This window comes from Paenibacillus sp. RU5M, assembly GCF_900221055.1.
GTDB lineage: Bacteria > Bacillota > Bacilli > Paenibacillales > Paenibacillaceae > Paenibacillus > Paenibacillus marchantiae.
In genome coordinates this window covers 70581-86585 of sequence record NZ_OBQM01000005.1, presented here as the reverse complement: position 1 = coordinate 86585, position 16005 = coordinate 70581, and the positions used below count along the sequence as shown (strand labels likewise).

Genomic DNA, 16005 nt, shown 5'->3' with positions numbered 1-16005 from the left:
AAGAAGAGAGGGAATAGATATGACGAGTGTACAGACCGGAGCAGCAAAGGCAGCAGCTGTATGGGAGAAGTTAAAACAAGAGATTAAGGCAGCTGCTCCCGAGATGGGTATTGATGATATAGGATTCGCTTCGGCAGAACCATTCGTGACCTTGAAATCCATTCTGGAGCAACATCGGGTGAAAGGATTCGAGTCCGGATTTGAGGAGCCTGATATTGAGAAAAGGGTGCGTCCCGAACTAAAAGATGGAGAGCCTGCTTCGCTCATTGCTATTGCTGTTGCTTATCCATCGAAGATGGTCAATCCGCCGAAGTCCGAGCCGGGTGCATACCGCGGTATTCTGGCTCGTTCCGCCTGGGGGCAGGATTATCACCAAGTCCTGCGTGCAGCGATGGACAAGCTGGTTAACTTTATACGTGAACGCGTACCTGAAGCCATGATTGAAAGTATGGTAGATACGGGGGCGTTGGTGGACCGTGCTGTTTCCCAACGTGCGGGGATAGGATTCAGTGCCAAGAACTGTGCCATTATATCGCCCAAATTCGGTTCATGGATCTTTCTCGGCGAACTGGTCACGAATATTCCGTTTCAGCCAGATAACCCGGTAACCGAGGATTGTGGTGAATGTACGAAGTGTATTGATGCCTGTCCAACAGGAGCATTGGTGGGACCGGGACAACTGAACGCACAGCGCTGCATTTCGTTTGTGACCCAGACGAAAGGCTTCGTGGATGAAGAGTTTATGCTGAAAATTGGCAACCGTCTGTACGGTTGTGATACCTGTCAGATTGTCTGTCCGAAGAATCGGGGTAAAAACTGGGACCACCATCCCGAGTTTCATCCCGATCCGGAGATTGTAAAACCTTTGCTGATACCGCTGCTTGACATCGGTAACCGTGAATTCAAAGAGCGCTTTGGCCAAAGTTCCGCCGCTTGGCGGGGCAAGAAGCCAATCCAGCGCAACGCCGTAATTGCCCTGGGCAATTTCAAAGACAAAACCGCTGTACCGAAACTAACGGAGGTACTGAAGCGTGATCCGCGTCCCGAGCTGCGGGGAACTGCAGCTTGGGCGCTGAGCAGAATTGGAGGAGAAGACGCAATGAGAGCCATTGGGGAAGCTGCCGCTAACGAACAAGATGGGAACGTGCTAAGCATGCTGCAGAAGGCCAAGGAACGACTGAGTTCGTCCGAGACCTTACCCGATAAGCCTCAGGCAGAGCCAAAGAGCAACGATAAGCCTGAGGATCAGAAGGAACAGAATAAGACACCCGAACAGAACGGGCAGACGACAGAGCCTGCCAAAACGGAAGCTGCAGCATGGAAACCATCAGCCGTAACAGGCCTGCATGGTACGCCGGTATATTACGACGAGGTACTGACACCGATCGGTACACTAACGCTCTGTGCCACGGATAAGGGCCTGTGTCACATTGATTTCGGTGCATTCCATGTGCGCGAGGCACATCTGCAACAATGGGCCCGTACATGGATTGGCGAATATCGATATGAGAAAAATGAAGAGAAGCTGAGTGAAGCTGCACAGCAGTTGAAGCAGTATTTTGCAGGAGAACGAAAAGCGTTTGAACTGAAGCTCGATTTGTTTGGAACACCATTCCAGCTACAAGTATGGCAAGTCCTGTCCGATATATCTTATGGAGAGGCCTCAACACACCAACAGGTTGCGGAAATCATCGGTAGGCCCAAAGCTGTTCGAGCAGTTCTGGATGCCATTAGTAAAAATCCGATTCCGATTATTATTCCCTGTCACCGCATCAGCGGTAAAGACGGAACCCTGGTGGGTTATGTAGGTGGGCTGCAAACCAAAGAGCAATTGCTCACATTGGAGCAGCAATCGTAAGAGCGGGGGACGTTCATGAAGTATGTTAACGTGGAGAGCGTGGAAGCGGGAGAGTTTCTGGGCAAAACAGTATATTCCGGTAACGGTACGGTATTGCTGTCTGCCGGAGTCCAACTCACCGTATTTATGGTTAATACGCTGAAGCGTATTGGCGTGACCATGCTATACATCCAGGATGAAGCTTATAAAGATGTGGATACAGAAGACATTCTGGATGAAGCCACGAAAAAAGCAGTTATTAATGAAATGAGTGTAACTCTTGAATCTATCCGTTCCGGGAAGGACTGGAGCCCGAAGAAGGTCGCCATCAGCATCGATAAATTGTTGAACGATGTTCTGAATGGGCGTGAACTGCTTGTCCAGCTCACAGATATTCGGACCAAAGATAACGCACAGTATGTTCACGCCATGAATGTATGTTTGCTGTCTTCTGTCATTGGTCTGAATCTGGGGCTTAACTATGTGCAGCTCAAGGATCTAGCCGTCGGAGCTCTATTGCATGACATCGGTAAAGTGGGGGAGCCACCCGGCAGCGGTTCAGCAGCGAATTCCTCCCTGCATCACACGTGGAGAGGGTTCGAGTTGATCAAGTCCAAACGGGAGTTCAATCTGCTTGTGGCACATACAGCTCTGCAGCATCATGAGCATGTGGATGGAACGGGACAGCCGAGAGGTATCAAGGGAAAAGACATTCATCTGTTCGCCAGAATCGTCAGTGCAGCTAACACGTATGATAATCTGATCAATGGCCTTTCGGGTCGAAGGTTGCTGCCGCATGAAGCCTGTGAAGAGATGATGGCGATGTCTGGCACGAAGCTGGATCGTGACATTTTGATAGAATTCAACCGGAGTGTATCCGTTTATCCGAATGGAACAGCAGTTCGATTGTCTACCAGAGAGACCGGAGTCATTGTGCGTCAGCACCGGGGTTTGCCCGGTAGGCCGGTCATTCGGGTGGCACGTGGCAGTACACGTTATGATCTGGATGTGATTGAAGTGGATCTGGCTCAGCATACAACCGTTTTCATAGAGGCGGTACTGATGTAACTTATACGGATGTTCCTGAAAGATTTATTGAATGTTTTCGATCTGTTTTCTGGATGTTAAATTCAGTAGATAGCTGGAAAATCCGTTTGCTCAAGGCGTGCGGAAATGCTATGATAACTTTCAGGAAATCCGGTGCGTGTCATGTTTGCATTGTGAGCGTATAACATCATGTGCTGACACGGATCATCAGGCTTTTTAGATTGCATACAGAGGTGTCTAAGAGATGGCAATAGCAATACCGATTATTACATTGATTGTTGGTCTGGTCGGAGGATTTTTCATTGGGGTATACTACTTGCGGAAGCAGCTTGAGAAAATGCAAAGCGATCCCGACATGCTCCAGAAGATGGCGAAGCAAATGGGTTATAACCTGAATGGCAAGCAGATGCAGCGCGCCCAGCAGATGATGAAGAACCAGCAGCCTGGCACTAAGATGCCTCAGCCGCAACAACATCCTGCGCGTAAAAACTCGGGCCGCCGAAAATAATAGCTGTGAGTGAGCATTTTGCATAATGCTGAAGTGAATGGCTACTTACAGCATGTGGTTCGAAAGGAGGCGTTCGGCAGTGGCTGGCGTTAAAGATTATTTGAATTCAAAAGTATCCGACAATCGGGAGAAGATCGAGTATCACATTGAGCAGATCTTGCAATTGATCGGTGAGGATAGTACGCGGGAAGGGCTGCTTGAAACGCCTGCACGCGTAACCCGGATGTATGAAGAGATTTTTGGCGGGTATGAAGTGGACCCGCGCGATGTACTTGGAGTGACGTTTGACGAGAATCATGAAGAACTGGTCATTGTGAAGGACATTGTCTATTACAGCCAATGTGAACACCATATGGCGCCTTTCTTCGGCAAGGTGCACATTGGATATGTACCGAGTGGCAAGATTGTGGGATTAAGCAAAATGGCCCGTCTGGTGGAGGCAGTTACCCGCCGCCTGCAGGTTCAAGAGCGCATTACCTCACAGATTGCCGATATTCTGACTGAAGCAGTAGAGCCGAACGGTGTCATGGTTGTCGTGGAAGGCGAGCACTTGTGCATGTGTTCCCGCGGCGTGAAGAAGCCGGGCAGCAAGACGGTAACGTCTGCGGTACGTGGTTCTTTCCGTGAAAACCCGGCACAGCGTGCCGAGTTCCTGTCGCTCATGAAAGATTAAGATCGGCTCATTCCACTCGATGGACAAGCCAGAAGCATTGAATCCTTTGGCACCATCATGTTGTTTCCATTCGGCAATTTGCTGGATCTGAAATGGCAGTATAGATGCTTGTGCCAATGGAAGCTTTCATAAATAAGCCGTGTTCCCTGGGGAACCGGCTTATTTATATATTCATGGGGATACATAAGGATCACGTAATTATTTCAATTCATCCAGATTAGTTTAGTCGGAGGCTATCTTATATGAGTGTACCGTCCAATTCAGATCAACCCGGATCGCCGGGAATAAAGCAGCAGATGCAGCTGGATCATTCATTGCGTCTACAGATTTGGGAGACACCGCTGCTGCGGCACGGGAGCAGTGTGCTTGAAGCATTTGCTTGGGAAGAAGTCATGTGCCGCCGGGTGGGAGAGGGTCAGTTGCCCGTTGCTCATATATGGCGGCATCCAGATGCCTTTGTAGCAGGGCTGCGGGATCGGAGGCTGCCACAGGCGGTAGAAGCGATGGAACGCATTAGAAGCCAGGGAACAGCGGTCTGCGTTCGTCCATCCGGTGGTGCAGCAGTTCCCTTGAATCCAGGGGTGGTTAACGTTTCTTTAATTTTGCCCAACCCTGGACGAGCCATCAATATACACGATGATTTTCGGGAGATGGCCTCACTGATTGCTGAATCGCTAACACCGTGGTCGAGTCAGGCACGTACGGGGGAGATCGAAGGCGCCTTCTGTCCTGGGGATTATGATGTCAGCGTGGGTGGACTGAAATTCTGTGGTATTGCCCAGCGTAGACAGGCCAAGGCTTATATCATTACGGCCTTTATCATCGTGGAAGGACAAGGGGACCAATTGGCAGCAGACGTGCGTAAGTTCTATCAGGATGCAGCAGACGGTGCCAGCGAAGGCTATCCGGATGTTCGGCCCGGAACGATGGCGAGTTTGCAGGAACTGGCAGGTGTCCCTTCTGCTGCGGCGTATACAGCTTCGCTGGTACGTACACTGCGTCAGCGTTTTCCCCTGGCGGAGACGAGCCGTGTGTTGACCGTGGATCGGGAAGCCGTTAGACGGACGGCTGAGCAGATGAAACTGCGTTACGATTAGGTTCAGAAGCTTGGACTTGGAATTGGGTAATAGAGATGATATGATGTGATTTCGGAAGGAGAGTGTCTACATGGAAACTTTAAGATATACGTACTTATATGAGGTCATTTCTACAGGCGAAAAGTCTGAATTTAGCCAAATGGCTACAAGCAAGGAAGAAGCAGCTGCCCTGATCGTTGCACGTATCGCTGATCTTGAATTTACAGGTGAAGAAGATATCAAGCTGGGCGATCTGATCGCAATTAGCAAACAGGTTGGCGACAACTATGTTGCCTGTGAAGGCTGCGCGTCTTAAGGTAAACGCTCTGCACAGTGGTTCTCAAATGATAAGCAAGTCTCTAGTATAGAGGCTTGCTTTTTTTGTATCTGCATTTGGATTATTCGATTCAGGCGCGCCCCGCTGAACAACAAATTGCACGGGAAGAAACATGCTTATTTGAAAGTGGTTTTGCGAAAATGCGAGAAAAGGCATATTTTCACGAAAAATGACGATAAATGTTCAGAATCCGTTCAGAGCTGATAGTTATAATCTTCCTACAACAGAAAGAGAAGGGAAGATTCGAACATGCGAAAAAAGGATCACCAGAAGCGCGCCAGGCTCCTGAGACGAATAGGGGTCGTGATATTATCGTTCCTTATGGTCTTCGGTATGCTGCCAGTTGTGTTTCAACAAGGCGTCGTTCAGGCCAAGAGTTGCTATGAAATAACGGAAACGGATTCTGATGATGTTGAATGGAAGCTCATTAGTACGCCTGAAGAGCTCTATTGCGTAAGAGAAGACTTAAACGGTAATTACAAGCTGAAGAATGATATTTCTGAAGCAGCCATGAGCACGTTTTTGAACAGAGGATCTTGGACTCCAATTGCTGACATGATAGAAGATGAGCTTATGCCTTTTACAGGCAGGTTCGATGGGAATGGTTACTCGATCTCCGGTTTGAAAACGATGGATGAGAATCAGAAGTATGTGGGGCTGTTCTCAGTTTTACAAGGTGCTGAGGTTAAAAATCTTAAACTAAACGATGTTTCTATAAAAGGGAATGTAATCGTAGGCGGACTTGCCGGACGGAGCATAGAGTCGCATATTGAAGGGGTCCAAATCAGTGGAAATATACAAGGGAATATGAAAGTTGGCGGTATTTCAGGTTTATCGGACAAAAGTGAATATCTAAATAATAGTACTAATGTCGCAGTGATCGCCTTAGGTGAGGATCGCGACTCACTCGGGGGACTTGTTGGAGAAAGTAACAAGAGTACAATCATTGCAAATGCTGCTGAGGGTATAGTGAGTGGTTATGAGGCTATAGGTGGACTGATCGGAGAGTCGAATGATAACTTCATTCAACAAAGCTACGCTTCAGGACAGGTGACGGGTAACTACCAGGTAGGCGGCTTGATTGGCCAGCTTAATTATGAGTCTAGCCATACTATTGCGGATAACTATGTGATTGGTTCAGTCAGATCTGATGCTACAGGGAATAATGATTTTTCTGCTGAAGCCATTGGCGGACTGATTGGTGAAGTGAATAAAGTACGTCGCTCGAGTAACACCTCTCAAATAAATGTACTTAATAATTATGTGGCGGCATCTGTAAACGTTATGTCTGATAATTCATCATCACCTGTTGATGATCAGACAATAGGGTCAGTCATTGGTAATCTGAATGATCCAGAGAATCAAGTTATCTTTACTAATAACTACTATGATTTAGCCAAGAGTAGTACGAACCAGCAGAATGGTTTTAATTATGCAACGGGTCTTACTACCGAACAGATGAAACAACAATCTAATTTCAGTGGATGGGATTTCGATGGAGTTTGGACAACTCGTAACAGGATCAACGATGGGTATCCGATATTACGTTCATCCAAGCTTATGACTGCACCGACTCCACCACTGCCTGATCGGACAATAGATTATTTGTATCCATATCCTACAAACGGAACAATTACTCAGTCCACATCTAAAGTTATAGTGAAGCTTAATGAAGCTGGTAGATTTTATTTTGACAATCGAACGTATGATGAAGAAAATGCGGGACAGTCGGATGAAGATACTAAATTACATGCCTTGGCTAATCTATCTTATGTTGATCTAGAAGCTAATGAAGAAAGATCGTTCTTGTTCACAGGACTGGAAGAGAGCACCTCGTACCGAGTGTTCCTGGCGGTAGAAGATACGAATGGTCAGCTCTGGAACATGGGAGAACGGGGATATGAAACTCCTGCAAACTCAACGCCTTTTCCACAAAACGTAGTGGCTACACCGGGTGATGGTCAGGCTGCCATTGAATGGACTGAAGAACCAGAATTAGAATATCGCGTGTATATGTACCAAGGTACGGAGGCACCTAAGGATCCGGATCTGTGGACAAATGTGACGGACAGTTACATCGATGGACATATTGGTGGGCTGACGAATGGTGAATCTTATGTATTTGCAGTTAGATCGTATACTTCCGATGAAGAAAATTCAGATTATGTTGCATCTAACGTTGTGATCCCGCAAGAGGAAAATAATAATGGTGGTGGATCTAATCCAGATCCAGACCCGAACTTTCCTGTACCACAGCATGTAGTGGCAACAAAAGGTGAGAAAAAGGTTACGTTAACTTGGGATCCAATCATGAACGGATTAGCTTCGGTCTATATGTACGAAGGTTCATCAGCACCAGTAGACCCTTCACAATGGGTACTTGTTACTTCTAATATTATGAATAGTAGTTGGGAAATTAATGATCTTAGAGAAGGCGAAAAATATATTTTCGCTGTTAGAGCTGTATATGAAGATGGCGTATCCGAATATGGAATCTCTAATTCAGTGAAGATTAACATAACTCCATCCAATCCAGAAACGCCAGGTAATGGGGGAGGTGGGGGAGTTATTACTCCAACTCCTGTATCGCCAACAACTCCACAAGCTCCACAGAAAGAAGTAATCAAAGTGGATGTAGCGAATGGGGATCAAGCTTCAACGATCGCTTCCTTGGAGATTAAACGTACTCGAGGAACAGATGGTACGGTTAAGGATGAACTTTTTCTTGATCAGAGCAAAACGCAAACCATTATCGACCAGTTGAAACAGACAGGCTCCCGTACAGCGGTTGTCTTGATCCCGGACGCAAAAGATGAAGTATCACAGTGGGATCTGAAGCTCTCTCCACAATCGTCAGCAATGCTGGCTGAGCAAGGAGTGAATCTGGTTATTTCTAATCCTAATGTAAAGATTATCGTTCCGGCGAGTTCCTTGAACGGACGCACAGATGATATGTATTTCCGTCTTGTACCGGTGAAGAAGGAATCCCAACGTTCAGAGATCCAAACGAGAGCACAGGCGAATGAGTCGATCATCCAATTCGTAGGCACAACGGATATCCAGATCATTGGACGTCCAATGATGATCGAAACCAATCTACAGAGCAGACCTGTTACGCTCATATTGCCTCTAGATGCTAATCAGGTTGCAGGTGTGAAGTCTGAGGAGCTAGGTGTATATATTGAGCATAGTGATGGAACGAAGGAGCTTGTACACGGCAAAAGGGTTACCCTAAACGGTGATAATCAGCAAGGCGTCGAGATTGAAGTAAACAAATTCAGTACATTCTCCATTGTTAAGGTCAAAGACTGGACAGACAACACATTGAAAGCACAACCTTATATTCAGGGGTACACGGATGGCAGTTTCCGACCAGAGCGTAATGTAACTCGTGCGGAAATGGCAACATTAATCACGCGTATTCTGGGAACATCTACTCTTGAGGGAAGTCATGAATTTACAGATGTTACATCCAGCCACTGGGCACAGGCGGCTATATCAGCAGCAGCCCAATCCGGTTCTGTTCAAGGCTATACAGATGGCAGCTTTAAGCCGGATCAAGCGATTACCCGCGCGGAAATGGCTGTCGTGTTACAGCCGTTATTAACATCTGCTCAGATGACTACTGCGCCGAAAGCATTTACCGATGTGAACGAGCATTGGGCGCAACAAGCAGTAGAACAATTAAGTTCGGCGGGAGTAGTTACCGGATACAAGGATGGCACGTTCCGTCCAAGTCGTCCGATAACCCGCGCTGAAGCTGTTACAATGCTGAATAAGCTGATCGGTCTTCAAGCTGAAACGAATGCGGCAGGACAGTGGTCGGATGTACCTGTCACACATTGGGCTTATGAAGCGATTGAGGCAGCTTCTATCCGCAAGTAACTAGTTGTATTCAAACTCAAAGAGATATCTTTCAGTCATTCGGCTGGAGATATCTCTTTTTTAATCAACATTTAGCACCATGGATTTAATGTGCTTCAGAGTACTCCCCGATGCTATGCTTAGCCCGAGAATCCTAATAAGGTGGCCATAACAGCTTGCGCGCAGTTTCGTAACGTTCCGCCACAGCTGGCCAGTACACAACCTTCCACCAGTCCTCGATATATTTTTTGCGTTCATTCTGGTGTTTCAGATAGTAGGCGTGTTCCCATACATCAAGTGGCAGGAGAGGCACGATGTCGGACTGGGACAGGTTCTGATGTTTCTCCGCCTGTAAAATCTCCAATCTGTGCGCCCGCGGGCTCCAGACCAGCATGGACCAGCCACTGCCTTCCACTTTGTTGGCCGCTTCAGTGAATTGATTCTTGAACGCTTCATAGCTACCGAAATCCCGCTTGATCTGCTCTGCGAGCATACCGGAGGGTTTGCCTCCACCCTTGGGATTCATAATCGTCCAGAAAATGGTATGCAGGTAGTGACCTGCACCATTAAATGCGAGTTCGCGTTCCCAATGTTTAACGAGTTCAAAATTATTCTTTTTCCGCGATTCTGCCAGCTTTTTCTCCGCGGTGTTCAGTCCGTCTACGTAGGATTGATGGTGTTTGTCATGGTGTATACGCATCGTCATCTCGTCGATATGTGGTTCCAGCGCATTGTAGGCATAGGGTAGGGGTGGCAGTGTGTGTCCGCCAATAGGTACAGGTTTCTCTTTGACTGGCGCTGCTGAAGAGCTGGTTGTACCCTCGGCATTTGTATTGGGAGTCTTTACAGCAGTCGCTGAAGATTGTGCCTGTACCGCTGGAGTGGAGTTATTGATTTTTCCCGCAGCATTGGACGATTCTTCTACAGCTTCACGATAGGGCTGTTCAGACACGGGCGTTGAAGCAACGTGTACGTTGGGATCAGCCGGTTGTTCCGAGGTTTGAAGAATATGGTCCAGTGAAAAAGATGGATCAGACACCAAATCTCGCAAAGCTCCAGATTGTTTCAGCGTTTCAAGTACCCCCAGGAAATACTCCGATTCACGTATGAAATGCAGAATAACCACTTTGGCAATCGGCACCTGCTGAACAGCAGTACTTTGCTCCAGCAGGACGTACAGCTGTCTAATGAACTCACGCGATTGTGTGCAGGCCGCAGCCACGAGCTGTTCAATACAGCGGATGATGTAAGGAGCAGGCGGTTGGGTTCCCGGCAGTATTTGCTTCAACAGCTGATTCGCGACTCGTTCGCTATTCTCAAAAATCGCTTCCCATTCCGCAAGCCATTTGACATATGAGGGTTCAAGATCAGGAACCAAGGCACGAATGACAATCGTATGTTCCTTCTCTTGCTCTTTCCAGAAACGGACTTCTTCGAGTACCCGCAGAGGCAGCAGATGCCCATATCCATACCAATTCATAAGCGGTATACCTCCGTTCAGATGAATTTGAATTCAGATCCAGTAGCAGAAACGAATTGCTTCCCCGGTTCGCTCAATTTTGTATTGTACAAGGTAGAGCTGTCTTTAATTACATCCCAAAAGTATATTCTTCAGGCATGTTGTCCTATGTATACACAAAAAAAAGAGCCCCTAGGGGCTCTTGAATTACCGGATTTTCACGATTCTCCGTTATTCGTATTTTCCACATCATCGCTGCTCGTCTTGGTCACATGACTCAGGAATGTGGAGACACGGCGCAGATATTCCTTCGGATGCTCCCGGAAGATCAGCTCATGATGCGCACCGTCCACAATCCATTCATCGGAATTCGGATTGGTTTGGTTACCGGCAAGCAGCTCCGCAATCGGGTAAGGAGCTTTCTCATCCTCGGTACCATGGATGAAGAAAATCGGGAAAGGATAATCTTCTTTTTTCACTTCTTGATACGGAATTTGCTGCAATCCGGTCCCGTTCAGAATCGGGAACAGCAGGTTCATAATCTCCAGCGTAGGCTGCCGCGGAAGATCAATCTGATTATGGATGTTGTGATACAGCGTATCCGGCTCAAGCAGGAACGTGCTGTCCAGAATCATAGCATCCACATCTTTGGTAATTAGCCCAGTCTGCAGGGCTGTACCTGCACCCATGGAGAACCCCCATACGACAAGCTCCTGAGCTCCACGCTGCTTCGCAAACTGGATAGCACCAAGCAGCTGTTGGGACTCGGCTTTGCCACCTGTGGCGACAGCTTTGTTCACCTGTGAAGCGAAACCGTAATCGAACATCACCACATTGAAGCCAAGTTGGTGAGCATAATGGGCCAGATCATACATTGGTACCCAGGTCTCTTCACGATTCGCACCATATCCATGGCTGAATATGATGGTTTTGTTTGCATTATCATCAGCCGGAATATACCAACCCTGCATCGTTCGACTGCCGTCTGCTGCCGGGAACGTGATGTCTTGATACTTCATGTTCTTCGCCTGCATGGGATTGGAGAATACAGGCGCTACAGTTGGATTGGATAATACCCAAGCAATATAACCGTGTAGTGCAATGAAACAAAAGAGCAGAAAAAATACAACGGAGAGCAACAACGCCACGACAATATGTTTGAACCGGATCAGCCTCGGTGATAACGAAGAAGGCAGATCTGACACTTTCGTTTGCAGCGGGGCTTCGCTCTGGGATGTCGGATACATGATTGCCCCTCCTTTAAAAATCAAATGAAGATAACAACGAGACGAACAGAGCGGATAAATGATTTTTCTGACTACATATGAAGCAAAATCTTAATTTAATATATCTTTATCGTATGTTCCAATATAGTCAAAGTCAATTGATTGAGGCCATTTGTTACGCAATTGTTATATAGTTTTGAAGATATATGGGTAACATTTCCTTAGGGTGCAAAATGCAGGGGATTCTAATTTATAAAAAGAAAATATTTACAAATATCCCTATTCCAAATGGCGCTTTTTGGTTTACAGATGAGACCGTTTCTCATATAATTTATGTAACCAAGTTTCATGTGATGAAACATGAGGAGGGCAACTTGCCATGGAAGACCGAAAGTTAACCGTCCGGGCTGTAGAACGGGCGCTGGATATATTATTGTGTTTTACAACCCGCAGTGATCTGGGGCTCACGGAAATTGCGAGCCAGATCGGTCTGCACAAAAGTACAGTCCATCGTCTGATGGCTACTTTGGAGGACAAGGGGTTTGTGATCCGGGATGCAGCAACCGAGAAGTATCGACTCGGCATACGTATCTGGGAACTGTCTGCCCATATGTCTCGCAGCGATGATCCTGCCATTTTGCTCCTTCCTGCGATGGAGCGGCTGAGAGATCGACTGGGCGAAACCGTGAGTTTATATCTGCGTGATGGCAGTGAGCGGATTCGAATTCAAGCCGTACAGAGTGATCAGGCGATTCGTCGTGTAGCTCCGGTGGGCGTCAGACTTCCGTTATCTGTGGGAGCATCCAGTAAAGTGCTGATGGCTTTTGCCACCGAAGAGGACCGCGAAGATCTGATGAATGGACCGGAATGGCCCGTATTTATCGATCCCAAAGTATATTTGGCCCAGATGAAAGACATTCTGGAATACGGCTACGCAACAAGTTATGAGGAGCGTGAACCGGGAGCCGCGGCTGTATCTGTACCCATCATGGATCGGAAAGGCAACATTGCTGCTGCTCTGTCGGTATCCGGGCCTGTTAGTCGCCTTTCGCAGGAGACGTTGCATGAATACGCACCTGTGCTGAAGGAAGCAGCTACACAGATGGGACTGATGTTATCCTGATTTTATGCTCTGGAAATTAAAGGTTGTTTTTATGATCCGGTTGCGCTACTCTGTAATGGACGGCCCAACGGGGTCAGCATAATTGAATAATCTGCGGCTGAGATGCTGCAACTTGTTAACGTTACTGGGGGAGTCCGAATTGTCCGGACTGAGACGGAATCGCATGAGATTCTGGACCCTTTGCACCTGATCTGGATCATACCAGCGTAGGGAAGTAATCGGCGATACGACCACGAACACCATATAATGTGACCTATGGATGGACTCCGTTATGGAGCCTGAGTGAGGTGTGTTATTGGTGATGGACATAAGCCGGTTCCCTTGGGAACCGGCTTTTTTTATACAGTAAACAGGCGGAAGCTGGTGTCAGATCTGCTTTTGGATAAAGGGCTGGGTGCCATTGGCGAGCATTGGGTGTAAACCTTTTGCTTCGACTGTCTGTATTAATTGAAGTGTATGTCCCTATTTTGTGTGGTATGGTCGCTCTTCCTTTTTCTATGTTGTGGATGATTTGGACCCGTGAGCAAGCATTTCAATCCAGGCAATCACTAATGAGGAGGAGACAAGAGCGATGAGCACAGGAAACCGAATGATGGGACAGGACAAGCAGGATCTGCAGTTGGCAGAGGAAAAAGGTACGACAGGACGGGTTCAGCCCTTCCCGGGCAGCCGCAAAGTATACATTCATGGCTCACGACCGGACATTGCTGTACCGGAGCGTGAAATTGCCCTTCATGACACCAATACTCCCCAAGGAGTGGAGCATAACGAACCGCTGCGTGTTTACGATACGAGCGGACCAATGACCGATCCTGGATTTCATGCCGATATCCGGGCAGGGCTGCCAGCGCTGCGCACCCGCTGGATTACGGAGCGTGAAGATGTTGAAGCCTACCAGGGAAGAACGGTCAAACCGGAGGATAACGGATTGAAACCAGGAGGGAAGCGAACTGGAGCCGAGAAGTATCCGGGCTTGCGTGCTAAACCATTACGTGGACAGGCAGGGCGCAGTGTGACTCAGATGCATTATGCACGGCAGGGAATGATCACGCCGGAGATGGAGTTCGCCGCTATTCGTGAGGGTGTGGAGCCAGAGTTTGTGCGGCAGGAGCTAGCGAGTGGAAGGGCCATCCTGCCGTCGAATATTAATCACCCAGAGAGTGAGCCGATGCTGATCGGGCGTCATTTTCATGTGAAGATCAATGCGAACATCGGAAACTCTGCGGTATCCTCCTCCATCGAGGAGGAGGTGGAGAAGATGACTTGGGCCGTACGCTGGGGATCGGATACGGTGATGGATCTTTCCACAGGCAAGGACATTCATACGACCCGCGAATGGATCATCCGCAATTCACCTGTACCGATTGGAACAGTACCGCTCTATCAGGCGCTGGAGAAGGTCAATGGCGAAGCAGAAGCACTGACATGGGAGTTGTATCGTGACACGCTCATAGAACAGGCAGAGCAGGGTGTGGACTATTTTACGATCCATGCAGGTGTGCTGCTGCGATATATTCCGCTGACCGCCAAACGTATGACGGGCATTGTGTCACGGGGCGGGTCCATCATGGCAGCATGGTGCCTTGCGCATCATCAGGAGAATTTTTTGTATACCCATTTTGAAGAAATCTGCGAGATTATAAAAAGGTATGACGTGGCGTTCTCACTCGGAGACGGACTGCGTCCAGGAAGCATCTACGATGCTAATGATGAAGCCCAGATGGCGGAACTGGCTACGCTTGGTGAACTAACACAAATCGCCTGGAAGCATGATGTGCAGGTGATGATTGAAGGTCCGGGACATGTGCCGATGCACAAGATCAAGGAGAATGTCGATCTGCAAATGGAGATATGTAAAGAGGCGCCGTTCTATACGCTGGGACCGCTGACGACCGATATTGCACCAGGATATGACCATATTACCTCGGCAATTGGAGCAGCAATGATCGGTTGGTTCGGCACGTCGATGCTCTGTTATGTTACGCCAAAAGAACATCTGGGCCTGCCCAATAAGGATGATGTGCGGGAAGGCGTTATCGCCTACAAGATCGCTGCTCATGCCGCTGATCTGGCGAAAGGTCACCCACGTGCCCAGCGGCGGGACGATGCGCTGTCCAAGGCACGCTTTGAGTTCCGCTGGAGGGATCAGTTCAACCTGTCGCTGGACCCGGAACGTGCGCTGTCCTACCATGATGAGACGTTGCCGGCAGAAGGGGCTAAGGAAGCCCATTTCTGCTCCATGTGCGGCCCTAAGTTCTGTAGCATGCGTATTACGCAGGATATTCGTGCTTTTGCAGCAGACAAAGGCTTGTCCGAGAATGAGGCTGTGGCCGCGGGTATGTTGGAAAAGGCTGAGGAATACCGGACACGCTCTTAAGCGTCGTTCAGCGCAATCTGGGCGGCCTGACATGGTGAAAAGCCGTTCCTCTCCGTGATTGAGGAGAGGAACGGCCTCTTACTTGGTATGCGGTGCGCACACTTAACTTCGAAGGACAAGGATAACGACACAACATATTTTATCAGTTGTAGGTTGATTGTCTCGCAGATGTTTAATAAAATGAATATAAGTAAAAACAAATAAGAGTAGCCAGGCCAATGGCTACTCCTGCACAGCATTTGCGGTAGGTATTCCTCCGAGTGCAGCATAATTCAGACGAAGTGACCCGTCAGGCCGTCAACCTGTGGCGGGTCACTTCGTTTTACGGTCGATGTATGTCAGGAGCGCAATAATTAACATTGCGAACACGATTACGTCGTTGAAAGAGAAGTTCATAGGATCACCTCCCACCGGAGGCAACCTATTTCCCACCACAAATTGGCTGTACAAAATAATTATACCATTCGAAAGTCTCTCA

General features: G+C 48.1%; 11 protein-coding genes and 1 riboswitch. Of the genes, 9 read left to right on the top strand and 2 right to left on the bottom strand.

Annotated features, from left to right (window positions below; translation table 11 throughout):
- The first annotated feature begins 19 nt into the window (after positions 1-19).
- From queG to CRO25_RS16440, 7 genes are all read left to right on the top strand, one after another.
- Positions 20-1858, top strand: a complete 1839-nt coding sequence (gene queG, locus CRO25_RS16470) for a tRNA epoxyqueuosine(34) reductase QueG (protein ID WP_079695743.1) — start codon at positions 20-22, stop codon at positions 1856-1858.
- A gap of 15 nt (positions 1859-1873) precedes the next feature.
- Positions 1874-2905, top strand: a complete 1032-nt coding sequence (locus CRO25_RS16465; RefSeq protein ID WP_063568445.1) for an HD-GYP domain-containing protein — start codon at positions 1874-1876, stop codon at positions 2903-2905.
- 223 nt (positions 2906-3128) lie between these two features.
- Positions 3129-3392, top strand: a complete 264-nt coding sequence (locus CRO25_RS16460) for a YneF family protein (RefSeq protein WP_063568444.1) — start codon at positions 3129-3131, stop codon at positions 3390-3392.
- A 79-nt stretch (positions 3393-3471) separates the two neighbouring features.
- On the top strand, positions 3472-4065 hold the full coding sequence (gene folE, locus CRO25_RS16455) for a GTP cyclohydrolase I FolE (RefSeq protein WP_079695742.1): 594 nt from the start codon (positions 3472-3474) through the stop codon (positions 4063-4065).
- Positions 4066-4307: 242 nt separating this feature from the next.
- The gene (locus tag CRO25_RS16450; protein WP_079695741.1) at positions 4308-5162 is read left to right on the top strand and encodes a lipoate--protein ligase; all 855 of its coding nucleotides are present in this window, start codon (positions 4308-4310) and stop codon (positions 5160-5162) included.
- Between the two features lie 70 nt (positions 5163-5232).
- Positions 5233-5457 carry a hypothetical protein gene (locus CRO25_RS16445; RefSeq protein ID WP_053779639.1) on the top strand — a complete coding sequence of 75 codons (225 nt, stop codon included), beginning with the start codon at positions 5233-5235 and terminating at the stop codon, positions 5455-5457.
- Between the two features lie 270 nt (positions 5458-5727).
- Entirely contained in the window at positions 5728-9363 is a 3636-nt protein-coding gene (locus CRO25_RS16440; protein WP_079695740.1) for an S-layer homology domain-containing protein, read from the top strand.
- A gap of 133 nt (positions 9364-9496) precedes the next feature.
- On the opposite strand, the gene CRO25_RS16435 is transcribed toward CRO25_RS16440, so the two are convergent.
- The gene (locus tag CRO25_RS16435; protein ID WP_063568038.1) at positions 9497-10822 is read right to left on the bottom strand and encodes a Fe-Mn family superoxide dismutase; all 1326 of its coding nucleotides are present in this window, start codon (positions 10820-10822) and stop codon (positions 9497-9499) included.
- Positions 10823-11019: 197 nt separating this feature from the next.
- Positions 11020-12048 (bottom strand): alpha/beta hydrolase, encoded by a 1029-nt coding sequence (locus tag CRO25_RS16430; protein WP_063568039.1) that lies wholly within the window; start codon positions 12046-12048, stop codon positions 11020-11022.
- A 358-nt stretch (positions 12049-12406) separates the two neighbouring features.
- Between CRO25_RS16430 and CRO25_RS16425 the strand changes: the two genes are divergently transcribed.
- A complete protein-coding gene (locus CRO25_RS16425) occupies positions 12407-13150 on the top strand; it encodes an IclR family transcriptional regulator (protein ID WP_063568040.1) in 744 nt (247 codons plus the stop codon).
- A 116-nt stretch (positions 13151-13266) separates the two neighbouring features.
- Positions 13267-13380, top strand: a riboswitch (TPP riboswitch).
- A gap of 359 nt (positions 13381-13739) precedes the next feature.
- Positions 13740-15527, top strand: a complete 1788-nt coding sequence (gene thiC / locus CRO25_RS16420; protein ID WP_079695912.1) for a phosphomethylpyrimidine synthase ThiC — start codon at positions 13740-13742, stop codon at positions 15525-15527.
- Positions 15528-16005: the final 478 nt, after the last annotated feature.

Excerpts from the sequence above, each read along its gene's own strand:
- CRO25_RS16425 (WP_063568040.1), top strand. The coding sequence starts at position 12,407 with ATGGAAGACCGAAAGTTAACCGTCCGGGCTGTAGAACGGGCGCTGGAT.
- queG (WP_079695743.1), top strand. The coding sequence starts at position 20 with ATGACGAGTGTACAGACCGGAGCAGCAAAGGCAGCAGCTGTATGGGAG.
- CRO25_RS16430 (WP_063568039.1), bottom strand. The coding sequence starts at position 12,048 with ATGTATCCGACATCCCAGAGCGAAGCCCCGCTGCAAACGAAAGTGTCA.
- CRO25_RS16435 (WP_063568038.1), bottom strand. The coding sequence starts at position 10,822 with ATGAATTGGTATGGATATGGGCATCTGCTGCCTCTGCGGGTACTCGAA.
- CRO25_RS16460 (WP_063568444.1), top strand. The coding sequence starts at position 3,129 with ATGGCAATAGCAATACCGATTATTACATTGATTGTTGGTCTGGTCGGA.
- CRO25_RS16465 (WP_063568445.1), top strand. The coding sequence starts at position 1,874 with ATGAAGTATGTTAACGTGGAGAGCGTGGAAGCGGGAGAGTTTCTGGGC.
- CRO25_RS16450 (WP_079695741.1), top strand. The coding sequence starts at position 4,308 with ATGAGTGTACCGTCCAATTCAGATCAACCCGGATCGCCGGGAATAAAG.
- CRO25_RS16445 (WP_053779639.1), top strand. The coding sequence starts at position 5,233 with ATGGAAACTTTAAGATATACGTACTTATATGAGGTCATTTCTACAGGC.
- CRO25_RS16440 (WP_079695740.1), top strand. The coding sequence starts at position 5,728 with ATGCGAAAAAAGGATCACCAGAAGCGCGCCAGGCTCCTGAGACGAATA.
- thiC (WP_079695912.1), top strand. The coding sequence starts at position 13,740 with ATGATGGGACAGGACAAGCAGGATCTGCAGTTGGCAGAGGAAAAAGGT.